Source organism: Bradyrhizobium sp. USDA 4452 (genome assembly GCF_054063575.1).
Genome location: NZ_JBSSGK010000001.1, coordinates 4,849,056 through 4,874,163, shown reverse-complemented (window position 1 = coordinate 4,874,163; position 25,108 = coordinate 4,849,056). Strand labels below are relative to the sequence as shown.

The following is a 25,108-nucleotide window of genomic DNA, read 5'->3' as shown; positions in this document are numbered from 1 at the left end:
CTCAGACCTCGGGAACTGCCGGGTTGACGATCGGCGCGTGGGCGGGGTTGTGGATATGGATGTCGGGCAGCGGTCTCGCCGGCGCCCTGCCGAACAGCGAGGCGATGTGATCGACGAGGCCCTGGCACACCGTCTTGTCCGGGGCCTCGTTGTTGACGCCGGGCTCGAAGGTGCCGCCGATCACGACGTGGTCGCCGCGCGGGAACAGGTAGCCGTTCTGGCCGTAGAGATATTGCAGCGTCGGCTGCGACCGCAGCAACGCAAGCTGTCCCTTGATCGGCATCATTTTGGTGTCGCTCCACAGCGTCATCGATCCGAGCCCGGTGCAGTTGACGATGATCGGCTGCGGAACGCTGGCGAGGACATCTGAGCGGTTGACGAACTGCTTCGACGCGAAGCTGACGCCGCGCTGGTCGAGGTCGGCCTTCAGCTTGGTGAGCAGGACCGGGGGCTCAATCAGCAGGGTCTGATAGACGAAGCCGGGTTTGGTGTGGCGCGCGAAGGGCAAGCGCTGCAGCGGCTGTCGCGGCGGGATCAGGCCGGGCGCGAGTTGCAGCACGATGTCGAGATTGTGCGCGCGCGTCGCGGTGTAGTTCGGCCGCTCGAACACGCCGAACCCCTGCCCGATCCGATCCTTGAACGCACGATAGGCGCTCTTGATGATGTCGGTGAGCTCGCGCTCCTTGCCGGCGAATTCCACCACCGAAACGGCCCACTGGCCGCCGGCTTTGGCGGAGGTGGTCTCGAGCGGCGCGCGATCGGAAAAGACCGTGACCTTGAGCCCGAGATCGAGCAGCAATGTCGCGGCGGTCAGACCCATCACGCCGGCGCCGAGCACGGCGGCTTCGGTGACCCCACGGCTTGCGGCCAGATGATCGCTGACGATGTCGCGGACCTTTGCGGCGCAGCCAAAGCTCAACGTGATGCCGGCACCGCCATGGCCGTAGTTATGCACGACGAACTTCTGCGAGATGGTTTCGGCATCCAGCCGGTACGATCCGTTGCGATAAGGCCGCACGCCTGCAATGCAGGAGCCGGGCTGATTGGGATCGAAGGCGAAATCTGGCGTCGGCAGGTTGGGCGTGGCCATGGCAAACCTCGCAATCCCTGTGCCGCGAGCGCGGTACATCAATTATCTAAAGTTGCTTCATCGTATCATACATCTCCGATGGACGTGTGACCGGCTTCACAAAGCGTCATCACGGACGCGTCGGCATGCGGCCGGCAGGTCCGTCCTGCAACGGTCAGAACGGATGTTCGTCGGGCGGGATCCGTAACGCCTGCTCTCAACTTTCCTTCAACTTGGGCACCGGCTGCCGGCGTGCCGGGCGGGTCATGGCTTCGAGCTCGAGCAGCTGGTTGAGCTGCTCCTCGGTCAGCAGCTTTTCCTCCAGCACGATGTCGGCAACCGAGCGGTTCTCCTTCAGCGCGCGGCGCGCCACCCGCGATGAGGCTTCATAGCCGAGCGCCGGCGCCAGCGCCGTGATCAGGCCGATCGAGCCCTGCACCAGGCTGCGGCAACGCTCGCGGTCGGCCTCGATGCCGTCGACGCAGCGCTTGGTCAGCGTATCGACCGCCGCCGTCAGCATCCGCAGCGAGCTCAACACGCAATAGCCGATGGTCGGCTCGAAGGCATTGAGCTGGAGCTGGCCGCCTTCGGCGCACATCGTCACCGTGAGATCGTGCCCGATCACGAGGAACGCCACCTGGTTGACCACCTCCGGAATCACCGGATTGACCTTGCCCGGCATGATCGACGAGCCGGCCTGCACCGCAGGCAGCCTGATCTCGCCGATGCCGGTACGTGGCCCCGACGACAGCAGGCGGAGGTCGTTGCAGATCTTCGACACCTTCACCGCGACGCGCTTCAGCACGCCGGAGAACAGCACGAAAGCGCCGAGATCGGAGGTCGCCTCGATCAGGTTCGACGCCAGCACCATCGGCTGGCCCGACAGCCGCGACAATTCCTCGACCGCAAGCGCCGCGTAGCGTGGATCGGCATTGATGCCGGTCCCGATCGCGGTGGCGCCGAGATTGACTTCGCGGAACAGGCTCGAAATCTCGTTCAGCCGGGCGACGTCCTCCTTCACGGTGGCGTGGAAAGCGTCGAACTCCTGGCCGAGCGTCATCGGCACCGCATCCTGCAGCTGGGTGCGGCCCATCTTGAGGACGTCGGCGAACTCTACGGCCTTGCCCTTGAACGCATAGGCAAGGTCATCCAGCGCCCGCACCAGCGGCTGGGTGGCAAAGATCACCGCGAGCCGCAGTGCGGTCGGATAGGCGTCGTTGGTCGACTGCGCCATGTTGACGTCGTCGTTGGGATGCAGCGTGTGATAATCGCCGGGCTTCTTGCCCATCAGCTTGAGCGCGACGTTGGCGATCACCTCGTTGGCGTTCATGTTGGTCGAGGTGCCGGCTCCGCCCTGGATCGCGTCGACGACGAAGGATTCGGCATAGACCTTGTCGGTCGCGACCTGGGTGCAGGCCCGGTCGATCGCGTCGGCCTTTTCCGGCGCGAGATAGCCGAGGCGCTTGTTGGCGCGGGCGGCCGCCTGCTTCACCAGCGCCAGCGCGCGGACGAATTCCGGGAAATGGCCGACCGGCACGCCGGTGATCGGAAAGTTCACCACCGCGCGCTTGGTGTGGATGCCCCACAGCGCATTGGCCGGCACGTCGTCCTCGCCGAGTAGATCGTGCTCGGTGCGGGACTGCGCCTGCTCGATCGGCACGGTGCGGACCGTCGCGATCGCGAGCTCGCTGACGTTGCCGCTGTCGCCGGAGGGGGGTGCGGCGCCTGCAGTGTTGACGGTCTCAACTTTCGATTCGGCCATCGGTCTCTCCGTTACCTCTCGCAGATCTTGTCGTCAGCGACACCGGCCATGATGCGCCCGATGGGCATCGAAAGCCAATGCCCATCGGTGAAGTCTTGCACACCGGCGAACGAAAAGGCGCGTTGAAACGGGATCGGCATGCGCGCCGCAGCCAGAATCGAAGGGTTGCCTTATCCGTCATGATAACAACAACTTATAGCTCCATGCCGCGGCTCGCCCTGCGCGAGATGCGGCTGCTTTCTCTGCCCCGTCATCGCGTGCTAGATCAGCATCGACTGGCGCAAGGGCGCTGCCGACACTGAACGAACCAAGGGCCAAGCCGTGTCCAACAACAACGAAGCGATAGCGATCAAATTCCGCTGCCCGGCGGAGCTCGAAGGCAAGATTCCGCCGCCGGTGCCCGCCTCATTGGGCCTTCCCGGATGGCTCAAATCGATGCCGACGCAGGCTTTCAATGCGATGAGCAATCGCGAGGAGGATACCGTCAAGCGCTGCCCGCCATTCGTCGATGCGATGACATCGGGCTTTCTGATGCCGCTGATCTGCGACCTCAAGATCGAGAATGGCGAGATCACATGGGACAACGACCTTCCGTCCGGCGGCGTTCTCGAATTCCCGCGTTCGCCGATCGGATTCCATGACGAAAGCCAGGTGATCGGCTCGCCGCTGTTCGAACACGATCGCTTCCTCATCAAGTTCATCAATCTATGGACCATCGAGGCGCCGGCGGGCTACTCGCTGTTCTTCACGCATCCGGTCAACCGGTTCGACCTGCCGTTCACCACGCTGACCGGAATGGTCGATTGCGACCTGTTTCACGACAGCTGGATTCATTTCCCGGCGCGCTGGCACGACACCCAATTTCAGCGGCGTCCTGCCCAGGGGCACGCCGGTTGCGCAATGTTTTCCGGTGAAGCGCGAGAACTGGGTTGCGCAGACCGCTCCGATGACGCCGGACGAAACGTCGCGCGCGCAGGAACTGTCCAACCGGATGGCCCGCGAGCCCGGGCTCTATCGCCGCCAGTTCCGGACCTAGCGCGAGCGGCCGCGTTGCGCGCTCCTGCCATCCGACGTCCCTGCGCAAGCAATGCGCAAGCAGGGACGACACTGAGTGTGTGGCGCAGCTTGTGCCCGAACCTTGCCTAGCTCAGAAACTTCGCAACCGCGCTGGGACGGAAGAAGAAGCGGCCATGCGATGACATGACCAGCGCGGATGCCGTGCGGCCGATCATTTGCGGCCGGCCGCGCAACGCAAGTCGCAGATTGGCTTCGCCGGCCGCGCGGTCGCCCATTTCCAGCAGGCAGGCGGAGAAGCTGGTCCGCGCCAGGGGATCATCGGGGCGCTGCGCCAGCACCTGACGGTAGAGATCCGCCGCGGCCGCATATTCGCCGTCGAGCAGCAGCACCCGCGCGAGCGCGGCCAGAATGTCGGGATGCCCCGGCACCGCGGTGCGCAGCTTCTCCAGAATCGTGCGCGCCCGGCCGCGCTCATTGCGATGGGGCAGGATCTGTCCGAGCAAGAGCTGCAACTCGAGGCTCGCGGGCGCGAGAGCAAGCGCGCTCTCGACGACGGTCACCGCCTCGTCGAAGCGGCTGGCCGAGGCCAACTGTCCCGCCAGTTCCTGAAATGCCGGAAGAAACGGCGGCCGCCGCGCGGTGGTTCGCCGCAACACATCGATCGCCTCGCTGCGGCGACCGGCGCCGGCGAGCGCTGCGCCGAGCAGGGTCTCGAGGCCGGCATCCTCGACGCGGCGCGTGGCGCGCTCGAGCGGCGCGATCGCCTCCTCGTTGCGCCGCTGGGCCATCAGCGCCCGTGCCAGGATCGAGGCCGCGCCGACATCGTTCCGGTTTGCCTTCAACACCTCAGCCGCCAGCCGCTCGGCTTCGACGACCTGCCCCATCTGCAACGCCATCATCGCGCGCTGCAGAACCGGGGATGGGCTGGGCCCGCGATGGGAAGGAGGCGGAGGTTTCGGCATGCGGCCCGTCATGAGATGGTTTTCGCAGCCGTTATCACTGCGGCCGACGCAGCGTCCAGCGAAAGTCGCGCCCGGGCGGCACACGCTTGCGACATTGCAGTGCTGCGCCGACCGCAACTCCGCCGGTCATGGAGCCGAATCTCGGAATCAGCCATCGATTGGCGCAAGGAAGCTGCGAACAGGCGGGCTGCCGACCTGCGGAGCGGGCCAGGCGGAAAATGGCGATCCCGGGAAGACTCGAACTTCCGACCTACGGTTTAGGAAACCGTCGCTCTATCCGGCTGAGCTACGGGACCGCACCCCCCGCAAGCCGAAGCATGCGGGCGCCGCCCTCCCATAGCAGAGCTACCGGGTGATCGCCAGCCCACGCCACACTGGGGCGTGCGTTGCGCGAGTTCGGCGCTGCGTGCGCTACGCCACCTGCCGGGCCGGATTCGCGGCGGCACTCGCCGCGCCGGCCCGGCGCGCCGGCAGAAACTCGATCGCTTCGTCCTTCAGCGAGCCGAAACGCAGCGTCATGATATCGAGTGCATAGTTCTGGTACAGCCGCCACGGCCGGCGCGAGCCCTGCTTGGGGAACCTGGCGGCGGCGCGCTGGATATAGCCCGAGGAGAAATCCACCCAGGGCAGCTCGGTCACATCAGGATCGTTCCGCCGCGGCGTGACTTGCGCGTAGCCATTCGCCTTCATGTGATTGAGCATGCGGCAGACATATTCGCAGGTCAGGTCGCATTTCAGCGTCCAGGACGCATTGGTGTAGCCGAAGGCAGCAGCAAGGTTCGGCACGCCCGAATACATCAGCCCCTTGTAGTTCATGGTCTTCGACAGATCGACCGGCGCGCCGTCGACCTTGATCTCGAGCCCGCCGAGCACCTGCAGATCGAGACCGGTCGCGGTCACCACGACGTCGGCGTCGAGCACATTGCCGCTCTTGAGCTTGATGCCGCCCGGCGTGAAGGTCTCGATCTCGTCGGTGACAACGGACGATCGACCGCTGCGCAACGACTGAAAGAGATCGCCGTTCGGCACCAGGCAGAGCCGCTGGTCCCACGGATTGTAGCGCGGCGTGAAATGGGTGGCGACGTCGTAGTCGGGACCGAGCGCGTGGCGCACGCCGCCGAGGATCAGCTTCTTCACGCGCTCCGGATCGCGCTTGCAGAGCCGGTAGAAATACATGCCGAACAGGACGTTCTTCCAGCGGGTGAGGCCGTAGGCGAGCTTTGCCGGCAGCCGCGCCCGCAGCCAGTTGGCGACCTTGTCCTCGTCCGGCCGCGCCACGACATAGGTCGGCGAACGCTGCAGCATCGTGACGTGAGCGGCGGTCTTGGCCATCTCCGGCACCAGCGTCACCGCGGTCGCGCCGCTGCCGACCACCACCACCTTCTTGGCCGTATAGTCGATGTCGTCGGTCCACTTCTGCGGATGGACGACGCGGCCGGCGAAATCGGCGATGCCGGGGAATTCAGGCGTGTAGCCGTGCTCATATTTGTAGTAGCCGCTGCACATGAACAGGAAGTTGCAGGTGAGATGCTCGATCGTCTTCTCCGGCCCGCGCTCGACCTCGACCGTCCATTGCGAGTCGGCCGACGACCAGTCGGCACGCACGACGCGATGGTTGAAGCGGATGTTCTTGTCGATGCCGTACACGCGCGCGGTCTCGCGCACATAGTTCAGGATCGACGGGCCGTCGGCGATCGCCTTCGGCTCGGTCCACGGCCGGAACGAATAGCCGAGCGTGTACATGTCGGAATCGGAGCGGACGCCGGGATAGCGGAACAGGTCCCAGGTCCCGCCGATGCAATCGCGGCCTTCGAGGATGGCGTAGCTGCGGTCCGGACAATTGGTCTTCAGATGATAGCCGGCGCCAATGCCCGACAGCCCGGCACCCACGATCAACACGTCGAAATGAGCAGACATGCCCTGACCCTCCCGCGGCAGAATTGACAATATGTATTGTCAGATAACTTGACATCTGACAATGGCCCGTGTCAATACACTTTCATGGCAAGCAGCCGCAAAGCCCGCCTCTATGGCGGCATGGACGCCGAGGAACGCCGCGCCGAGCGGCGATTGAAGCTGATCGACGCGGCGATCGAGGTCTATGGCGAGGTCGGCTATCGTGGCGCGACCGTGAAGGCGATCTGCGAGGCGGCCGAGCTCACCGAACGCTATTTCTACGAATCCTTTGCCAACAGCGAAGCCTTGCTGATCGCCGCCTACAACCATGTCGTCGGCCACCTCCACGAAGAGATGACGGCAGCTGCGGCGGCGGCCGGCGACGATGCCGAGATGCGGCTGCGGGCCGCGCTGACGCTGTATTTCACCCGATTGAAGGAGCACCCGAAGCCCGCGCGGGTCTTCCTGCTGGAGATTTCCGGCATCAGTCCGGCGGTCGATGCGGTCAAGCTCGACGCCCTGCGCGTCTTCGGCGACATCCTGGTGCCGCCGACATCAGAGCCCAAACAGGGTGAAAAAGCCGGGGCTGCCACGCTGCTCTCGATCGGCATGGTCGGCGCCGTCATCTCGATTGCGCTGCGCTGGGTCTCGAAGCAATATCCGCAAGCCGTTGAGGACGTCGTCGCGATCGCCGCCGGCTTCTGCCGTGTGGCATTGACCGAGGCCGATCGCCGCCGGGGCTTGCATTTGCCGTAGCGGTGGGCTCGCGCCATTCGCCGATTTTCGATCATGTTTCGCCATGGCTTGCGGGCCGAGCCCCTAGCCTGTCGCTGATTTAACTTGCATATCGGGCGCCCTGGGTTGTCTTATGCCCGGTACCGGGCGCAACGAGGGGCAGGCTGTTTCGCCTGTCAAAACAACGCTGTTCGCATCGGCGGAGCTGAACTTTGGTCGACCTGCACAGGCTAGACGATGTGACTGCGCGCCTCGGCGACGTGGTTCTCGATCCAGCGACCTGGCCGTCCTTCATGGACGAGGTCTGCGCGTCGGTCGGCGCGGCCGGGGCTGCGATGCTCCAGAGCGATATTCGCACCGAAGACATTCCGCGCTCGGAATCGATCAGCGACTATTTCACCAAAACCTATTTCCCGCACAATCTTCATCTCACCGACATCCGCGCGGCACGCGGCGTGCCCTTGATGAACGCCGGGGTCAATGTCATCACCGATGCGGACCTTTTCGAGTCCGAAGCCGAGATGATGCGCGATCCGCTTTACGCGACGCTCGGCGCATTCGGGCTGAAATGGTTTGCCGCCATCGGCTTCCGCGCCGGCCCGGCATTATGGGCAATGAGCATCCAGCGCACGCCGAAGGAAGGCATGTTCGAGGCCGACGAGGTCAAGGCACTCTCGCGCGTGTCGGCGCGGCTGACCGAAGCCGCGACACTGTCCACCGTCGTCGGCCGCTCCGCGATTTCGGGCATCACCAGCGCGCTCGACCTGATCCAGGTCGCTGCAATCGCCGTGGGCCGCTTCGGCGCCGTCATCGGCATGAACGGCCATGCGGAAGCCTGCCTCGGCCATGACCTTGCGATCCGCAACAACCGCCTCACCTTGGCCGACCGGCAGGCCAATGCCGATCTGGCCAGGCTGATCGATCTTTTGGCCCACAGTTCGGACCTGCATCCGCTCCCGACAGCGCCGATCGTGGTGCGCAGGATCGACAAGCGGCCGATCGTAATCCAGATGCAGCCGGTGCCTCCCGCCGCGCGCTCGCCGTTTCTCGGCGCGCGCGCGATCCTGTTGATCCGCGATCTTGAAGGCAACGCCGCGTTCGATCAGGCGTTGCTGGCGGCCACGTTCGAGCTGACGCCGGCGCAGGCGCGCCTCGCCACGCGGCTTGCGCGCGGCGATTCGGTCGAGGCGGCCGCGCAGGAAGCCGGCATTGCCCTTGCCACCGCGCGCAATCAGCTCAAGACGATCTTCCAGAAGACCGGCACGCACCGGCAGGCGGAATTGGTGGCGTTGCTGCATCGGGTCAAGTGAACGATTCGAGACGAATTGTTCCAACATCCGGCGCGCCGGCACGGCAGGAATTCTTGAAATATTACAAATGCCTGCAGCGATTATCCGATCAGGCCAGGCGGCCGGTCTGCGACTTAATTGATCAGGGAAAGCGTCCGGTTCCGGGGTGACAAGCGTCACTAAAATGGCGACAATCGGCTTACTCTCTGTCGTTCGGATTTGGTTGCAATGTCCGTGATGCCGTCACGATCATCGACGTTGGCTGTTGCCGTTTTCGTCGCCGCGTCCGCGCTGGCGCCGATGAGCGCGCATGCGCAATGGTGGCGCAGCGCGCCGAAGGATTTTGAGGATTGCGCCGACCTCGCTGAGAAAGCGAAGACCAGGGAAGACAAGACTGCGCAACTTGCCGACTGCAATGCCAAGTTTGCCGGCCGCCGCAAGCCCGGTGGGGGTTACACTTACTACGACTTCATGCAGGACCGCAGCTTCGACATCGCCGGCCCCAATCCGACGCCGGAGGAGCAGAAGAAGATCGACCAGGAGTATACCGGCTATCTCGAAAAGGAGCGCCGCTCCAGCATCGTCGCGGCGTTCAATGCCAAGCAGCTCGAGCGGCAGGAAAAGCGGCAGGAGCGGCCGCCGCAGCTTCAGCAGGCATCACTGCAGAGCGAGCCGGTGCGCAGCGAGCCGGCGAAAGTCCCGGCACCGGTCGTACGCCCGGCCAAACCGCGGGTCGCTGCCGCGCCTCTTCCCAGGGTACGGCCGCAGGCGGCAAATTGCGTGAAGGGTACGTTCTCCTGTGAATGGCCGCGGCTTTCCGAAGGATTGGACGGCCTGAAGAAGCTGTTCACACCGGCGTCATCGCCGCCGACCAAACTCGCGAAGCGAACAGACGTCAGTCGGTAATCACCATCGCCCAGAACCTGCGGTACGGCGACGTCGGATTGTCGACGAAGGCCACGCCGACGCGCTTCGCGCCCGGCATCAAGAGATTCTCGCGATGCCCCGCCGAGTCCTCCCACTGCTTCAGCATCTCGCCGAAAGCGATGAAACCGGCACCGATATTTTCCGCGGCGCGCTGCTTCTTCAGCGGTGCGATGCGGGTGAAGAAGCTGCCGCCCGCAGAGTGGCTGACCGATCCGGTCGCCGACATCGCCTGCGCCTGCTTCAGCGCCATCGCATTCAGCTTCGCGTCGAGCTTCACCGCAGGCATGCCGTTGGCGCGTCGGTAGGCACTGATCGAGCCGGCATAGTCGGCGGCGCTTGCCGTCGCGACAGAGCCAAGCAGAAGGGTGAGTGCAAGAACGAGCGGCTTCATCTCAGATAGTCTCTCCCATGGATCAGCGCGCGTGCCCGCGCTTGTGGCGTCGATGCGCGACCGGTTGATGCGCAGGCGCGGCCGATCGGCTCGCCGCCGCGCGCTGCTCCTGCAATCGCGCATCGTAGCCTGGCGAAGGCACCACGGTCGGCGGCGCCGCGCGAACCGGACCAGCGAGCGCGACAAGCATGAGCAGCATGATGCAGGATCGTTTCATGACGTCACCTCCTCGATTGTTCAATCGCTGTGGCGGAGCCGTCGCGAATCTGTTCCGGCGTCAGCCCCGGCGAGCCCTTGCCGTCGGCTTCCGCCTTCCGGATCAGCGCGATGACGCGGCGCGACAGCGGAGCCTCAAGGCCGCGGCGATCCGCGATCGCGGTGATCACGCCCTGCAGATAGTCGATCTCGGTGCGCCGGCCCCGCTGCAGATCTTCCCACATCGAGGAGCGCGCTTCGGGATCGATCTTCATGGTGCGGCCGAGCAGCATGTCGAACAGCGCGTCCGGCAGCCGCAACAATGTCGGCATCCAATTCGAGGGCAATGGCGTCGGCGACACCGGCACGATCCCTTCGGCGCTAATCGCGGCCAAACCCTCCGCCATCTGGTCGGCGAACAATCGTCGCCAGCCGCGCTGTGCGAGTTGCTGCCGCAGCGGGATGTTGGACAGCGCATTGAGCGCGTTGTTGAGATTGACGATCAGCTTGCCCCACTGCACGCCGTCGATGTTGCCGGTGCTGTTAAACGCGAGGCCCGGCACCGACAGAAGCGCCGCGGTGGCGGCATCATCCTGCGCGATCACGATGTCGCCCGAGGTCGAGCGATGGAAGCGGCCGTCGCCGAGCGCGACCACATTGAACGGCACCATGCCGCCGAGCACCTTGCGGCCCGGCAGGCGGTCGCGCAGCAGCGGCACATTGCCGACGCCGTTCTGCAGGCTGATCACCGCGGCATCGGCAACTGCGTGGCGTGCGATCAATTCGGCGATCTCGCCCGTATCGGCACTCTTCACCGTCACCAGCACGGTATCGACGTCGCGCAGGATCGACGGATCGTCGGACAGAATGAGCCGGTCGGCGGATACCATCCGCTCAGAGCCGTCGAAACTGCTGACCCGCAAGCCGTTCCCTGCGATCTCCTGGATCAACCGCGGCCGCGCCAGCAGCGCGACCCGGCGGCCGGACGCAGCCAGCATGCCGCCGACGAAGCAGCCTATGCTTCCGGCGCCCGCGATGCCGATCGGCCGGTCCGCATTCATCTGGCCAAACGTCCGTTCATCGTGGTTCGATAGCAGAACTGGGGTTGCCTGCCTATTTCCGCGCGCCGCCGCCCGGGGCGGTCCGCCTTGTAACCGTCATGGGCCGAAGCTATGTTTCCCGCTCGGGGCACGGTTGCGGCAGGAGACGATCATGGGTTTACTCGACGTACTCAACGGCATGCAGAACGGCCCCCGCGGTCCAAGCGCGCCAAGCACCCCGTCCGACAGTTCAAGCGGCGGCGGAATGTCGCCGATGACCATGGCTATCCTGGCGCTGCTCGCCTGGAAGGCAGTCAAGCATTTCTCCGGCGGCCAGCCGGGCGCGAGCGCTCCTGAACCGAAGCCAGCGCAGGCGCCACAGCTCCCCGGCAACGTCACCGCGAGCCTGCCCGGCGGCACCGGTGGCGGCGGGCTCGGTGATCTGCTCAAGGGCGGCCTTGGCGGCCTGCTCGCCGGCGGCGCGGCCGGCACCGTGCTCAGCGGCGGCCTCGGCGATCTGCTTAATCAATTGCAGCAGAAGGGCCACGGCGACGCGGCCAATTCCTGGGTCAGCAACGGTCCCAACAAGCAGATCTCGCCCGGGGATCTCGCCAACGCGCTCGGTGCCGACCAGATCGACTCGCTCGCGTCGCAAAGCGGCATGTCGCGCGACCAATTGCTGCAGGGCTTGAGCCAGTATCTGCCCGAAGCGATCAATCATCTGACGCCGGACGGACGGCTGCCGAGCGGCGACGAGCTGAGCGGCAGGCTCTGACAGCATCGATTCCATCTGAGGAGGACGACAGTCATGGGCGGCATCATCTGGGTCATCATCGTCGGCTTTGTCGCGGGGATCATCGCGCGGTTCCTGTCGCCGGGCCCCAATAATCCGAGCGGCTTCATTCTCACCACCGTGCTCGGCATCGCCGGCGCGTTTCTCGCGACCTTCATCGGCCAGGCGATCGGCCATTACGGTCCTGAACAGGGCGCCGGCTTCATCACCGCCACGATCGGCGCGCTGGTGGTGCTGTTCATCTGGAACCGGCTGGTCGCAGCGCGCGTGATCCCCGATATCGGAAACAAGTAAAGTCGCAGCGGCACTGATTGAAAAAAATGCCCGGGCATGGCCCGGGCATTTTCGTTTCTGCAAGCACTGACGACGTGGGTGGCCAGGTCACTGAATGAGATGCATACCGGCGTCCATACGGACGAACTCGCCGGTCATATTGCTCGACGCCGGGCTCGCCAGGAAGCAGACCAGATTGGCGATATCTTCGGCCGTTGACGCGACCTTCAGCGGCACGCGCGCGATCACGGCATCGCGCACCTGCTTGGCGCCATCCTCGCCGCGGCCCTTGGTGAACCAGGGCGTATCGATATAGCCCGGACACACCGTGTTGACGCGGATCAGCGGTGCCAGCGCGCGCGCCAGCGACTGCGTCATGGTGTTGAGCGCGCCCTTGCTCGCGGCATAGGCGACCGACGAGCCGCCGCCGGAAATGCCGGCGATCGAGGAGACGTTGACCACCGCCGCCGGACGGCCGGACGCCTTCGCGCCGGCTTCGAGCAGCGCCCGCGCGGCACGGACCATCTGGAACGGACCGATGGTGTTGACGGCGTAGATGCGCTGGAAATCCTCCGCGGTCAGGCCGTCGAGATCGTGATGCGGCACGTGCTTGGTGGTGCCGGCATTGTTGACGAGAACGTCGAGGCGGCCCCAACCCTGCGCGGCGGCTGCGATCTTCCTGCAGTCCTCATCGCGCGAGACGTCGCCCTGCACCACCAGCACCTCGGCACCCCGCTTGCGGCAGGCGTCCGCGGTCGCCTCGGCTTCCGCCTTGCTGTTGGAATAGTTGATGACGAGGCGCGCGCCCTCTGTGGCGAGAATTTGCGCGGTGGCGGCGCCGAGCCCCGATGCCGATCCCGTCACGATCGCGCACAAACCATCCTTGGACATCTGCATTTTCCTTGTTGTCGTGAGCCAGATGAGCTCCGGCGGCGGCATACCATATCGCGCGGAGCAATATCTGCAAACCGCGCCGGGCTCCTAAGTGTATGCGTGTGGGCCCTTCTGCAAACTGGCCCATTGTGCCTCGTCATGGCCACAGATGATCTTGACGCCGGATGCCTCGATCCTGGCGATCTCGTCCAGCGAGTTCAGGAACTGATCGACATCAAGGCTGTTCCGCGGCGACGTCCGCTGATCGAGATTGGCGCGCACGCTGAGCGAGTCGGACGCCAGCAGGTATTCGCCGCTGTTGTCGAGCTTGACCAGCGCGCCGGTCGTTCCCTTCGAGTGTCCCGGCAACGGGATCAGCGTCAGTTTGCCGTCGCCGAACACGTCCATCTGCCGGTCGAAGATCTCCATCTTCAGCGGATGATCCCAATCCGCCCTGATGTATCCGCGATCGAGCGCGTTATCCGCGTTCGCGGCTTCGACCTCGAGAGCATGGACGAAGATCGTCGCCTTCTTGAAGAAGGCGTTGCAGCCGCAATGATCGGTGTGCAGGTGAGAGCAGATCACGACGTCGATGTCGTCGGGGCCGAGGCCGACCGCCTTCAGGCTCGTCAGCACATGATCGTCGGCCGGCATGATCGGCTGCATGTATTTGGCAAGCGTGCCGAGCCGCCGTTCGGGATCGGTCGCGACATCGGGATGGCATCCGGTGTCGAACAGCACATTGCCCTGCGTGTGCCGCAACAGCACGCAGGACACCGGCAGATCGATCGTCTCGCCGCGCGCGGCATCAGGCAGATAGGTCCGCTTGGACATCCGCAAACGTCCGCCCGACAGCATGTGCATCTTCATCTTGTTACCTCCCATCTCAGCGCCAAGCTAACCATGAGGCGATGGAAACGCATATGCCTTCTGGTCGCGCCGTCTGCAGGCGCCGTCGTAATGACCCGCCGGTCGCAGAGGCGATCGAGTTTCATCTGGCGGACTGAACCGATGTCACCGGCCCATCTGCGCCCGCGCGTGGCATACAAACCGAGGCAGTCGAAAGTTCACAATGCGGAATTCATGCGCCGCGCCCGGCTTCATGCCGTCCGCGCAAGTGGCCCTGCGGGCAGCGCTTGTCACGGCTATGGCTTTTCCGCATCATTGAGCGCAAGACAACATCGCAAGCAGGGCGAGCCGAACGGCGAGCCCCAAGCCAATCAACACGAGGAACGCTGTGGCGGAGAGTGAGAACATCGTCGCCGAGACCGCGGAAAAGATTTTCGCCGATCTCGCGGATGCCCAGACCATCAATCACGACAAGCACGGCGCATGGAAGGCGCCGCTATGGCAGGCGCTGACCGAAGCCGGCCTGCCGCTGTCCTGGGTGCCCGACGATCTCGGCGGTTCCGGCGCCAGCCTCGCGGAAGGTTTCAGCGTCCTCAACGTCGCCGGGCGGCACGCGATCGCCGTTCCGCTGGCCGAAACAATGCTGGCCGGCTGGCTGCTGACGCAGGGCAAGATCGCATCTCCCGAGGGCGAGATGACGGTTGTCCCTGCGAGCCCGAAGGACCGCGTCACGGTTGGCGCCGATGGCTCGCTCTCCGGCCGTGCCCGCGGCGTGCCGTTCGCGAAAGACGCAAAACACTTCGCCGTGCTGGCAAGCGGCAAGGACGGCACCTCGATCGCGCTGGTCGATGCCGCGAAGTGCCGAATCGAATCCGGCATCGGGCTCGGCGGCGATCACAACGACACCGTGACGCTCGACAAGGTGCAGCCGGTCACCGTCAAGCCGGCGCCGAAGAGCTTCGACCAGACCACGCTGATGCTGATGGGCGGTGTGGTGCGATCGCTCCAGATCGCGGGCTCCCTGGAATCGATGCTCGACATCTCCGTGCGCTATTCCAACGAGCGCGTCGCCTTCGAGAAGAAGATCTCCAAATTCCAGGCGGTGCAGCACAATCTCGCCCGGCTCGCCGGCGAGTCCGCCGCGGCGCTGGCCGCCGCGACCTCGGCGGCCGACACCATCGCCAGCGCCACTTCGCTCGACAATGACGCGGTGTTCCTCGAAGCCGCGGCGGCGAAGATCCGCTGCTCGGAAGCGGCCGAGAAAGGCAGCGGCATCGCCCATCAGGTGCATGGCGCGATCGGCTTCACCATCGAGCACATCCTGCATCGTTATTCGCTGCGCGCATTGGCGTGGCGCGACGATTTCGGCTCGGAGAGCTATTGGGCGGTCGAGCTCGGCAAGCTCGTTGCTGACCGTGGCGCCGACGAATTGTGGCCGCTGGTGGCTTCGCGCTGAGATCAGACCAAAGAGATCAGGACTGGACATCATGACTGCAGCCCTTCGTTTCGATCCGATCCGCCTGCCGGAAAAATGCGAGCAGCTCCGCAAGGAAGTGCGTGCCTTCCTTGCCGAGGAAATCGCCGCCGGCACCTTCGATCCCCACGCGCCGAACCGCGAAGACAATGACGCGCCGGAATTCTCCCGCCGCGTCGGCGCCAAGGGCTGGCTCGGCATGACCTGGCCGAAGAAGTATGGCGGCCAGGAGCGCTCCTTCCTCGAGCGCTATGTCGTGACCGAGGAGATGCGGGTGGCGAACGCGCCGACCCGGCGCTTCTTCGTCGCCGACCGCCAGAGCGGGCCGGTGCTTTTGAAATATGCGCCCGAGCACATCAAGATGGACATCCTGCCGCGCATCTGCCGCGGCGAGGTCTGCTTCGCGATCGGCATGAGCGAGCCGAACTCCGGCTCCGACCTGTTCGCGGCGAAGACCCGCGCCACCAAGACCGACGGCGGCTACCTGATCAACGGCACCAAGATCTGGACCTCGTCGGCGCACATCGCCGACTACATGATCGCGATTTTCCGGACGTCACCGCCGACCAAGGAAAACCGCCGCCACGGCCTGACCCAGTTCCTGGTCAAGATGAAGCAGCCGGGCATCCAGGTGAATCCGATCGGCCAGATCACGGGCCAGTTCGAATTCAACGAGGTGGTGTTCACCGATTACTTCGTGCCCGACGATCACGTGCTGGGCGAAGTCGACGGCGCCTGGAAGCAGGCGACCTCCGAACTCGCCTATGAGCGCTCCGGCCCCGAGCGCTTCCTCGAGACCTATTACGTGCTCACCGAGCTGGTGCGGGCCGTCGGCAAGAACCCGGACACCCGCAGCGCCGAAGGCATCGGACGCCTGGTGGCGCAAGTGCACACCATGCGCCGCATGTCGGTGTCGGTCGCCGGCATGCTGCAGGCCGGCAAGGAGCCGGTGGTGGAGGCTTCCATCGTCAAGGACATCGGCACGGTGTGGGAGCAGCAGCTGCCGCATCGCGTGCGCGATCTCGCGGCGTTCGTCGAGGAGACCGCGACCAACCGCGAGACACTGGAAAAGCAGCTCGATTTCGCCATCAAGACCGCGCCCAAGCTGACGATCCAAGGCGGCACCACCGAGGTGCTGCGCGGCATCATCGCCCGCGGCTTGGGCCTACGCTAATTCAACGAGGACAGATCATGACCAAGTATACTGATATCGGCGTCGAGACCCACGGCCATGTCGGCCTGATCGAAATCCGAAAACCCCCGCTGAACTTCTTCGACGTCGCGCTGATCAACCAGATCGCCGACGCGCTGGAAGAGTTCGACAACAATATCGAGATCCGCGCCTCGGTGCTGGCGGCGCAAGGCAAGGCGTTCTGCGCCGGCGCCAATTTCGGCGACCCGGCCCGGCAGGAGCAAGAGGAGCGCGCCAAGAGCGATCCGGCCTCCAACCTGCCGATCAACCATCTCTACGTCCAGGCGGTGCGCATCTTCCGCAACAAGAAGCCGATCGTTGCGGCGATCCACGGCGCCGCGATCGGCGGCGGCCTCGGCCTTGCGGTCTCGGCCGACTTCCGCGTCGCCTGCCCCGAGGCGCGCTTCGCGGCGAACTTCACCAAGCTCGGCTTCCATCCGGGCTTTGGCCTCACCACGACGCTGCCGGAGCTGATCGGCAAGAACAACGCCGAGCTGATGTTCTACACCAGCCGCCGCGTCACCGGCGAAGAGGCCTATCGCTGGGGTCTCGCCAACGTGCTGGTGCCGCAGGACCAGGTGCGCGCCGAGGCGATGAAGCTCGCGCAGGAGATCGCCGAATGCTCACCGCTCGGTCTGGTCTCGACCCGCGCCACCATGCGCGCCGGCCTCGCCGACCGCGTGCTCGCCGCGACCAACCATGAGCTGGAAGAGCAGACCAAGCTGCGCGCGACCGAGGACTTCAAGGAAGGCGTCAAGGCCACCGCCGAACGCCGCGTCGCGAACTTCAAGGGACGATGAGGCGCGAGCGGCTCTATCCACGGGTCGTCCCGGCGTAGGCCAGGACGACCCGAATTACTTCGGCACCACCAGCGCGTCGACGATCGTCACGCCCTGCCCCTCCGGATGCACCAGCACCGGATTGACCTCGATCTCGGCGATCTCGCCTGCATGCTGCGCCGCCAGCACCGAAATCCGCGAGATCAATTGTGCGAGCGCCGCGACATCGGCTTTCGGCGCGCCGCGGAAACCGTGCAGCAGCGGCGCGGCCTTCAGAGTTTCCAGCATGCTGGTCGCCTCGGCCGCGCTCACCGGCGCCGGGCGATAGACCACATCCTTGAACAGCTCGGTGGTGATGCCGCCGAGGCCCACCATCACCATCGGCCCGAAGGTGCTGTCGGTCATGGTGCCGACAATGATCTCGACGCCTTTCTTCGCCATCGGCCCGACCAGCACGCCCTGAATCGCAGCATCCGGTCGCTGCTGCTGCACGCTTTCCAGCATGTCGCGATAGGCCGTAAACGCCGCGCCCTTGGCGGCGATGTTGACGCGGACGCCGCCGACCTCGCTCTTGTGCGCGATCGCCGGCGACTGGATCTTCATGACAAGCGGAAACCCGGTACGCTCGATCGCCGCGTCTAACCCGTCGCGGTCGGTCACCAGCACCTCGTCGGGCAATGCGATCCCGGCGGCGCGGAGCAGCGACTTGCTGTCATGCTCGGAAAGGGTCTTCGCCGCAAGATGCACCGAAAGATCGTGTATCGGCGAAGCAGATGCCGCGATCTCCGGTAAGGGCTTGAAGCTGGCATAATCCGCCAACCGCCGCATTGCGACGGCGACATGGGTCAGCCCCGACAGCACGACGACGCCCGACTTCGCAAGCTCCTGCCGCGCGAAATGCGACGGCAGCGTGTAAGAATAGAACACCACCGGTTTACTCTGCCGTGCGATCAGAGGCTTTAGCTCGGCCTCCTTGAACGGCATCCGCGTCTCGCTCGACAGCGACAGCACGACCAGCGTCGCATCCACTTCATCGGACGCGTCGAACAGCTCGATGCTCTTCTGCAGGCCACCGGACGAGACACCCTGCGCTGTCACGTCGACCGGATTGCCGGCCGCACCGTAGGACGGCATCCATTGCTTAATCTGGCCTTGAATATCGGCCGAGAGTTCCGGCACCTGCAAGCCCTGCATCGACACGGTGTCGGCACCCCAGATGCCGGCGCCGCCGGACACCGTCAGCACCGCGGCGCGATTGCCCTTCGGCAGCGGATTGGTGGTCAGGACCGCAGCAATCGTCACGGCCTCGTCGAGGTCGTTGGAAACGATGAAGCCATATTTGGCGAACACCGCGTCATAGGCCGCCGACCAGCCCGCCATGCTCGCGGTGTGCGAGGCCGCCGCACGCTCGCCGGCGCCGGAGCGGCCCACTTTGGTGACGATGATGGGCTTCCTGAGCTCCGCCGCGCGCTTCGCCGCCGCCAAAAACTTGTCGACGTCGCGGATGCCTTCGATGAACAGCAGGATCACGTCGGTCGATGGATCCTGCACCATGTAGTCGAGGAATTCACCGGCGCCGAGATCGCTCTCATTGCCGGCGCTGACCACGTAACTCAGCGCAACGCCCAGCGCTTTGGCGCGATGATAGATCGCAAAGCCGATGCCGCCGCTCTGCGCGACGATGCCGATCCGCCGCTTGGTCGCAACGAGTGCCGGCGCGTCCGGCTTGACGTCGACGGTCGGGCTGAAGGTCGCAGCGACCTTCTGCACCTGGCTGTAGAACCCTTCGGCATTCGGACCACTGATCCGCATCCCGGTCCGCTTCGCCAGCGCCACGATCGCGTCCTGCATCGCTGCGCTGTCGCCGCCCTCCTCGGCAAAGCCGGACGAGATGATGACCGCGTTCCTGACGCCGGCGGCCGCGCATTGCTCCAGCGCCGGCAGCACCGCACGTGCAGGAATCACGATGACGGCAAGATCGATCGGCGCGCCGATCTCGGCGATCGACTTGAAACATTTCAAGCCGTCGATCTCGTCATAGTTCGGATTGATCGGATAGAGCGCACCGGGATAGCCGTTCTTGCGCAGCATCGCGAGCAGCCGGCCGGGAATCTTCTCATGATCGCGCGAGGCGCCGATCAGCGCGATGCTCTTTGGGGCGAAGAAGGAATCGAGCGGATGCGGCATGGGGCGTTCCTTGTTATTCTTCTTGTAGCCCGGATGGAGCGCAGCGCAATCCGGGGGGCCTATCCGCGGAGAGCGCAGTCCCGGATTTCGCTCCGCTGCATCCGGGCTACGACGATCATGCCGTCAGCTTGAACATCACTCCGCAGAGCAAGAACTCATCGCCATCGACAGCACAGCCCCGAGCTTTCGCGGCGTCCAGCACCTTGGCCTTGCTGGCGACCTTGAAGGTCAAGCCGCTCATGATCTCGCTGTCGCCCTTGACGAAGCGGAAGGTCGCGTTCGGCAGCTTGACCACGGTGCCGTCGGCGGGAATGCCGAGGATCTTGCCCCAATGCGCCGCCAGCCCCTCCGCCTCGGGGCTCTGCATCTCGACCTCGGTCAGCGCCAAAGTCGTGTCCTTGCGGATCGACTTCTGCCAGTCCGGCCCGGCCGGCGGATATGGCCCAAGAATATCATCGCTGCCGTCGGTGTGGTTGAACTCGATGAAGGCGGCGCGGCAGTCGCGCGGGTGCAGTTGCACGCCGTGATAGGGCGCGTGCGTGATCACGTTCGCGGTCCGCACGCCGATCGCATTGGCTTTGGCGCCGCGCGCGTCGGGATCCTCGCAAGCGAAGATCGCCATGTAGCCGCCGCGGCCGGCGGTCTTTTCGATGAAGCGGCCGGCCGCTGTGCCCGGCCCTGGCTGGAACGGCGATACGACTTCCAGCAGGATGGTATCGACCGGCAGCAGCGCGTTCTCGAGGCCATATTTGGCGACGTTGCCGTCGCGGAAACAGACGTCGAGGCCCATGATCGCGGAGATATCCGCGATCACGGGCGCAAGCTGCGGTGCCACCAGGCAGATCTGCCGCAGCCGCATGTACTCGGCCATCATTTACTGTCCCTGGAAGGTGGGCTTGCGCTTCTCGACGAAGGCCTTGGCCGCTTCCTTGTGGTCGGTAGTCTCGCCCGCACGCGTATGGTGGATCGCCTCGCCGTCGAAGCAGGCTTCCAGCGTCATGGTTTCGGCATTGTTGATGTTGCGCTTGATGTAGCCGAGCGCCACCGACGGGCCCTGTGCCAGCGACCGGGCCAGCTCCAGCGTCTCGGCCTCGATTTCGGCATCGGGCACCACCTTGGAGACCATGCCGAGATTGTAGGCTTCCTGCGCCGACAGCACCGGCGACATCATGTAGAGCTCGCGCGCCTTGGCGCTGCCGAGCATCTTGGTCAGGAAATACGTTCCGCCGTAGTCGCCGGAGAAGCCGACCTTGGCAAACGCCGTGGTGATCTTGCAGGAGGCGCTGGCGACGCGGAGATCGCAGGACAGCGCGATCGAAAGGCCGGCGCCGGCCGCCGCACCGTCGAGCTGCGCCACCACGGGCTTCGGCATCGTGTGCAGGATGCGCGAGACCTCCATGCCACGGCGCAGGTTCGCCATTTTGGCCTCGAACGGCAGCGGCGCGCGACCTTCAGCCATCGACTTGACGTCACCGCCGACGCAGAAGGTGCCGCCGGCGCCCCGGATCAGCACGGCACGCACCTCGGTATCGTCCTGCGCCCGCCGCGCCGCCTCGACCAGGCCGCGCGTCATGTCCGGATTGAGCGCGTTGCGCCGATCCGGCCGGTTCATGGTGATGGTGAGCAGGCCCTTGTCGAGGGATTGGAGAACCATCTGATTATCGCTCATGGCATTTTGCCTTTCGTTGTTGTTGGTTGTTACAGCGTCATTTCTTCACGAGCGGGCAGCGCGACTCCGACAGCGGCTGGAACGCCTGGTCACCCGGCACGGTCGCGAGCAGCTTGTAGTCGTCCCAGCGGCCCTTCGACTCCGAGGGCTTCTTGACCTCGAACAGATACATGTCGTGCACCATGCGGCCGTCCTCACGGATCTTGCCGTTCTTGGCGAACATGTCGTTGATCGGGGTCTCCTTCATCACCTTCATGACGGCGGCCGCATCGGTGGTGCCGGCGGCCTTCACCGCCTGCAAGTAATGCAGAACGGAGGAGTAGACGCCGGCCTGGGCCGAGGTCGGCACCCGCTTGGTGCGCTCCATGAAGCGCTTGGTGAAGGCGCGGGTGTCGTCATTGAGGTCCCAGTAGAACGCTTCCGCGAGCAGCAACCCCTGCGCGGTCTCGAGCCCGACGCTGTCGATATCGGTCACGAAGGCCAGGAGCGGCGAGATCTTCTGACCGCCCTTGGTGATGCCGAACTCGGCGCCCTGCTTGATCGCGTTGATGGTGTCGCCGCCGGCATTGGCGAGCCCGATCACCTTGGCCTTGGAGGCCTGCGCCTGCAGCAGGAAGGATGAGAAGTCCGAGGTGTTGATCGGATGCCGCACGCTGCCGAGCACCTTGCCGCCCGACTTCACCACGACATTGCTGGTGTCCTTTTCGAGGTCCTGGCCGAACGCATAGTCCGCGGTCAGGAAGAACCAGGTGTCGAGGCCGGATTTCACCGCGGCAAGGCCGGTCACATTGGCCTGCGCGAAAGTGTCGAACACGTAATGCACGGTATAGGGGCCGCAGGCCTCATTGGAGAGGCGGATCGAACCCGGGCCATTGAACATGATGATCTTGCCGCGCGCCTTGGCGATCTCGCCGGCGGCAAGCGCGGTCGCAGACGCCGCGACGTCGAAAATCATCTCGACGCCCTGGTTGTCGATCATGTCGCGGGCGATGTTGGCGGCAAGGTCGGCCTTGTTGAGGTGATCGCCGACCACGATCTCGACCTTGCGGCCGAGCACCGTGCCGCCGAAATCCTCCACCGCCATCTTGGCGGCAGTTTCGCTGCCCGAACCGGTGATGTCGGCATAGAGGCTCGACATGTCGAGGATGCCGCCGAGCTTCAGCGGGGGTTTGTCCTGCGCCAGCGACGCATTCGCCGAGATCGCAAACACACAGGCCAACACGCCGGCCAAAACCCGTCTCATTCAGATCCTCCCTTGAACGCCGTGCCACATTCCATTGCAGCCGGTCCGTTTCACGCGCGCGGATCATGCCGCATGCCATCTACAGCGGCAAGTCGCGGAGCTGTCACGTGTTTTCCGCTGAACGGAATGGCTGTAATGTGCCAAGATCAACTGATGCAGGTGTTGTCGATGCGGATTCTGCTGACGCCCGCTCGCAGCGCGCTCCTCGCGTGCGCGACGCTGTTTGCATGCGATCAGGGCCATGCCGCCGGATGCAATTTCGAGATTCAGGGCGAGGGTCGCGTCGCCGCAGTGGTCGATGCGCGCAGCCTGCGGCTGGGCGACGGCCGTGAGGTCAAGCTCGCCGGCATCGAGGTGGCGGACCGGGCGAAGGCCGCCGCCGCACTATCGGCGCTGCTGGTCGGCCGTGAGGTGACGCTGCGCGGCCAGGACGACACGCCGGACCGCTATGGCCGGCAGCCGGCCTACGCATTCCTCGATGGCAGCGGGAGGCCCGTGCAAAGCGAGTTGCTGCGCCAGGGCCTCGCGCTGGTGTCGTCCGAGATCGCCGACAAGGACTGCGCGACGGCGCTGATGGCGGCGGAGGCCGAGGCGCGGACCGCCCGGTCGGGAACCTGGGCCGAGAGCACGGTCATAAAAAACGCCGAAAGTCCGGACGATATTTTGGCCGGGATCGGGCGCTTTACGGTGGTCGAGGGCAGGGTTTTGTCCGTGCGTCAAGCCGGGGCGACGACTTACCTGAATTTCGGCCGAAACTGGACTCGGGACTTTGCTCTGACTATTTCAAGGCGCATAGTCCCTGCGTTCGAGGCGGCCGGGCTTGCGCCCAAGTCTCTGGAAAATCGCAGGATTCGTGTCCGAGGCTGGGTGGAAGCACGACGTGGGCCGCGAATCGAGTTGCTCCGGGTGGGGCAGATTGAGCTGCTCGGCGGGAACTAGGGGGCCGACAGGCCACGGCCCGGCCGGCCACGGGACAATTTGTGGGTTTTTGACGTGATTGAACGCGCTGGACGGCGTGAAGATGGAACCGGCCGCCGGCTTTCGGCTGCGCCGGCGCTCGTCTGCGCGGCCCTGACGCTGTCCGCCTGCGGCAATATCGGCCGGTTCGAGCAGCCCACGCCGACCGCCGCGGCGGCACCGGTGAAGCCGAACCGGGTGGTGCAGCAGACGCCCAACAGCGAGCGCGAGCACGAGCGCATTCTGTCGTCCTATGGCGGCGCCTATGACGACCCGAAGCTCGAGGCCCTGATCAGCAAGACCGTCGAGCGGCTGGTCGCCGCCTCCGAGCGGCCCGACCAGGCCTACAAGGTCACGATCCTCAATTCCGGCGCGGTCAACGCCTTCGCGCTGCCGACCGGCCAGCTCTACGTCACCCGCGGCCTGATCGCGCTCGCCAGCGACACCTCCGAGCTCTCCTCGGTGCTGAGCCACGAGATGGCGCATGTGCTGGCCAAGCACGCCGCGATGCGCGAGGACCAGGCGCGCCAGGCGGCGGTGGTGACGCGCGTCGTCACCGACATGAGCACCGACCCCGACCTCACCGCGCTGGCGCTCGCCAAAACCAAGCTGACGATGGCGAGCTTCTCGCGCCAGCAGGAGTTCGAGGCCGACGGCATCGGCGTCGGCATCGCGGCGCGTGCGCATTTCGATCCCTACGGCGCGGCGCGCTTCCTGACCGCGATGGAGCGCAATGCCGCGCTCAAGATCGGCAAGACCGCGCTCGATCCGCGCGCGCAGGATTTCACCTCATCGCATCCGGCAACGCCGGAGCGCATCAACAATGCGCAGACCACCGCGCGGCAATATTCGTCGCCCGAGAACAACGACCGCGACCGCGAGACCTATCTCGCCGCGATCGACAATATCGTCTATGGCGAGGATCCCAGTGAAGGCTTCGTGCGCGGCCGCCGCTTCCTGCATCCCAAGCTCGGCTTCACCTTCACCGCGCCCGACAATTTCACGCTCGACAACACCGCACAGGCAGTGATCGGCGTCCGCGAGGGCGGCAGCCAGGCGATGCGCTTCGACGTGGTGCGGGTGCCGGCCGAGCAGTCGCTCGGCGACTATCTGAATTCCGGCTGGATGGAAGGCGTCGAGAAGTCCTCGACAGAGGATCTCAACATCAACGGCTTTCCGGCCGCCTCCGCCACTGCGCATGGCGACCAGTGGCAGTTCAAGGTCTACGCGCTGCGCTTCGGCAGCGACGTCTACCGCTTCATCTTCGCCGCCAAGCAGAAATCCACCGAGAGCGAGCGCAATGCGCGCGAGACCGTGAATTCATTCCGTCGCCTGACCCTTGACGAGATCCAGGCCGCCCGGCCGCTGCGCATCAAGGTCATCAACGTGCAGCCCGGCGACACCGTGGAATCGCTGTCGCATCGCATGGCCGGCGTCGATCATCCGGCCGAGCGCTTCCGTGTGCTCAACGGCCTCGACGCCCACGCCCAGGTGAAGCCGCGCGACCGCGTCAAGATCGTGGTGGATTGAGGTATC

23 protein-coding genes, 1 tRNA gene and 1 pseudogene are annotated in these 25,108 nt (G+C 65.1%); 11 read left to right on the top strand and 14 right to left on the bottom strand.

Going from position 1 to position 25,108, the window contains the following annotated elements:
* Position 1: 1 nt before the first annotated feature.
* Together ACVISU_RS23370 and ACVISU_RS23365 are read right to left on the bottom strand one after the other, a co-directional pair.
* Positions 2–1,090, bottom strand: a complete 1,089-nt coding sequence (locus ACVISU_RS23370) for an FAD-dependent oxidoreductase (protein WP_456708441.1) — start codon at positions 1,088–1,090, stop codon at positions 2–4.
* Between the two features lie 196 nt (positions 1,091–1,286).
* Positions 1,287–2,831 (bottom strand): aspartate ammonia-lyase, encoded by a 1,545-nt coding sequence (locus tag ACVISU_RS23365; protein WP_456708440.1) that lies wholly within the window; start codon positions 2,829–2,831, stop codon positions 1,287–1,289.
* A gap of 321 nt (positions 2,832–3,152) precedes the next feature.
* Here ACVISU_RS23365 and ACVISU_RS23360 point away from each other — a divergent pair.
* Positions 3,153–3,867: pseudogene (locus ACVISU_RS23360) on the top strand (hypothetical protein).
* A gap of 106 nt (positions 3,868–3,973) precedes the next feature.
* Here ACVISU_RS23360 and ACVISU_RS23355 read toward each other — a convergent pair.
* From ACVISU_RS23355 to ACVISU_RS23345, 3 genes are all read right to left on the bottom strand, one after another.
* Positions 3,974–4,744, bottom strand: coding sequence for a tetratricopeptide repeat protein (locus ACVISU_RS23355; RefSeq protein ID WP_456710884.1), 771 nt, complete (start codon positions 4,742–4,744; stop codon positions 3,974–3,976).
* 285 nt (positions 4,745–5,029) lie between these two features.
* A tRNA-Arg gene (locus tag ACVISU_RS23350) sits at positions 5,030–5,106 on the bottom strand.
* Between the two features lie 115 nt (positions 5,107–5,221).
* On the bottom strand, positions 5,222–6,727 hold the full coding sequence (locus ACVISU_RS23345) for a flavin-containing monooxygenase (RefSeq protein ID WP_456708439.1): 1,506 nt from the start codon (positions 6,725–6,727) through the stop codon (positions 5,222–5,224).
* An 84-nt stretch (positions 6,728–6,811) separates the two neighbouring features.
* Here ACVISU_RS23345 and ACVISU_RS23340 point away from each other — a divergent pair, with 84 nt between their 5' ends.
* From ACVISU_RS23340 to ACVISU_RS23330, 3 genes are all read left to right on the top strand, one after another.
* Positions 6,812–7,462: a TetR/AcrR family transcriptional regulator gene (locus tag ACVISU_RS23340; RefSeq protein WP_456708438.1), complete on the top strand. Its 651-nt coding sequence runs from the start codon at positions 6,812–6,814 to the stop codon at positions 7,460–7,462.
* 218 nt (positions 7,463–7,680) lie between these two features.
* Complete coding sequence (locus tag ACVISU_RS23335; RefSeq protein ID WP_456708437.1) at positions 7,681–8,751, top strand: helix-turn-helix transcriptional regulator; 1,071 nt, start codon at positions 7,681–7,683, stop codon at positions 8,749–8,751.
* 216 nt (positions 8,752–8,967) lie between these two features.
* Positions 8,968–9,636, top strand: coding sequence for a hypothetical protein (locus ACVISU_RS23330; protein WP_456710883.1), 669 nt, complete (start codon positions 8,968–8,970; stop codon positions 9,634–9,636).
* Here ACVISU_RS23330 and ACVISU_RS23325 read toward each other — a convergent pair.
* The 3 genes from ACVISU_RS23325 to ACVISU_RS23315 are packed head-to-tail and all read right to left on the bottom strand — an operon-like array spanning position 9,626 to position 11,304.
* Positions 9,626–10,048, bottom strand: a complete 423-nt coding sequence (locus ACVISU_RS23325) for a CAP domain-containing protein (RefSeq protein WP_050403785.1) — start codon at positions 10,046–10,048, stop codon at positions 9,626–9,628. The two genes, ACVISU_RS23330 and ACVISU_RS23325, sit on opposite strands and share 11 nt — an antisense overlap.
* A 22-nt stretch (positions 10,049–10,070) precedes the next feature.
* On the bottom strand, positions 10,071–10,265 hold the full coding sequence (locus ACVISU_RS23320; RefSeq protein ID WP_050403784.1) for a hypothetical protein: 195 nt from the start codon (positions 10,263–10,265) through the stop codon (positions 10,071–10,073).
* 4 nt (positions 10,266–10,269) lie between these two features.
* On the bottom strand, positions 10,270–11,304 hold the full coding sequence (locus tag ACVISU_RS23315; RefSeq protein WP_456708436.1) for a 2-dehydropantoate 2-reductase: 1,035 nt from the start codon (positions 11,302–11,304) through the stop codon (positions 10,270–10,272).
* Between the two features lie 151 nt (positions 11,305–11,455).
* On the opposite strand from ACVISU_RS23315, the gene ACVISU_RS23310 reads away from it, so the two are divergent.
* Both ACVISU_RS23310 and ACVISU_RS23305 read left to right on the top strand, forming a co-directional pair.
* Complete coding sequence (locus ACVISU_RS23310) at positions 11,456–12,058, top strand: YidB family protein (RefSeq protein WP_456708435.1); 603 nt, start codon at positions 11,456–11,458, stop codon at positions 12,056–12,058.
* A gap of 33 nt (positions 12,059–12,091) precedes the next feature.
* Complete coding sequence (locus tag ACVISU_RS23305) at positions 12,092–12,370, top strand: GlsB/YeaQ/YmgE family stress response membrane protein (RefSeq protein ID WP_021080200.1); 279 nt, start codon at positions 12,092–12,094, stop codon at positions 12,368–12,370.
* 87 nt (positions 12,371–12,457) lie between these two features.
* Here ACVISU_RS23305 and ACVISU_RS23300 read toward each other — a convergent pair whose 3' ends face one another.
* On the bottom strand, positions 12,458–13,240 hold the full coding sequence (locus tag ACVISU_RS23300; protein WP_050403929.1) for an SDR family NAD(P)-dependent oxidoreductase: 783 nt from the start codon (positions 13,238–13,240) through the stop codon (positions 12,458–12,460).
* Positions 13,241–13,330: 90 nt separating this feature from the next.
* Positions 13,331–14,092, bottom strand: coding sequence for an N-acyl homoserine lactonase family protein (locus ACVISU_RS23295; RefSeq protein WP_050403781.1), 762 nt, complete (start codon positions 14,090–14,092; stop codon positions 13,331–13,333).
* Positions 14,093–14,459: 367 nt separating this feature from the next.
* Between ACVISU_RS23295 and ACVISU_RS23290 the strand changes: the two genes are divergently transcribed.
* The 3 genes from ACVISU_RS23290 to ACVISU_RS23280 are packed head-to-tail and all read left to right on the top strand — an operon-like array spanning position 14,460 to position 17,537.
* Complete coding sequence (locus tag ACVISU_RS23290; RefSeq protein ID WP_456708434.1) at positions 14,460–15,527, top strand: acyl-CoA dehydrogenase family protein; 1,068 nt, start codon at positions 14,460–14,462, stop codon at positions 15,525–15,527.
* 31 nt (positions 15,528–15,558) lie between these two features.
* Positions 15,559–16,719: an acyl-CoA dehydrogenase family protein gene (locus ACVISU_RS23285; RefSeq protein WP_018269158.1), complete on the top strand. Its 1,161-nt coding sequence runs from the start codon at positions 15,559–15,561 to the stop codon at positions 16,717–16,719.
* Between the two features lie 17 nt (positions 16,720–16,736).
* Positions 16,737–17,537: an enoyl-CoA hydratase/isomerase family protein gene (locus tag ACVISU_RS23280; protein WP_024582673.1), complete on the top strand. Its 801-nt coding sequence runs from the start codon at positions 16,737–16,739 to the stop codon at positions 17,535–17,537.
* A 54-nt stretch (positions 17,538–17,591) separates the two neighbouring features.
* Here ACVISU_RS23280 and ACVISU_RS23275 read toward each other — a convergent pair whose 3' ends face one another.
* The 4 genes from ACVISU_RS23275 to ACVISU_RS23260 all read right to left on the bottom strand — a co-directional run bounded on the left by ACVISU_RS23275 (position 17,592) and on the right by ACVISU_RS23260 (position 22,615).
* Positions 17,592–19,703 (bottom strand): acetate--CoA ligase family protein, encoded by a 2,112-nt coding sequence (locus tag ACVISU_RS23275; RefSeq protein WP_456708433.1) that lies wholly within the window; start codon positions 19,701–19,703, stop codon positions 17,592–17,594.
* A 115-nt stretch (positions 19,704–19,818) separates the two neighbouring features.
* The gene (locus ACVISU_RS23270) at positions 19,819–20,574 is read right to left on the bottom strand and encodes a hypothetical protein (protein WP_456708432.1); all 756 of its coding nucleotides are present in this window, start codon (positions 20,572–20,574) and stop codon (positions 19,819–19,821) included.
* Between the two features lie 3 nt (positions 20,575–20,577).
* Positions 20,578–21,372, bottom strand: a complete 795-nt coding sequence (locus ACVISU_RS23265; RefSeq protein ID WP_050403777.1) for an enoyl-CoA hydratase — start codon at positions 21,370–21,372, stop codon at positions 20,578–20,580.
* A gap of 37 nt (positions 21,373–21,409) precedes the next feature.
* Entirely contained in the window at positions 21,410–22,615 is a 1,206-nt protein-coding gene (locus ACVISU_RS23260; protein ID WP_050403776.1) for an ABC transporter substrate-binding protein, read from the bottom strand.
* Between the two features lie 153 nt (positions 22,616–22,768).
* On the opposite strand from ACVISU_RS23260, the gene ACVISU_RS23255 reads away from it, so the two are divergent.
* Positions 22,769–23,554: a thermonuclease family protein gene (locus tag ACVISU_RS23255; protein ID WP_456708431.1), complete on the top strand. Its 786-nt coding sequence runs from the start codon at positions 22,769–22,771 to the stop codon at positions 23,552–23,554.
* A gap of 54 nt (positions 23,555–23,608) precedes the next feature.
* Entirely contained in the window at positions 23,609–25,102 is a 1,494-nt protein-coding gene (locus ACVISU_RS23250; RefSeq protein WP_063695252.1) for a M48 family metalloprotease, read from the top strand.
* The last annotated feature ends 6 nt before the right edge of the window (positions 25,103–25,108 follow it).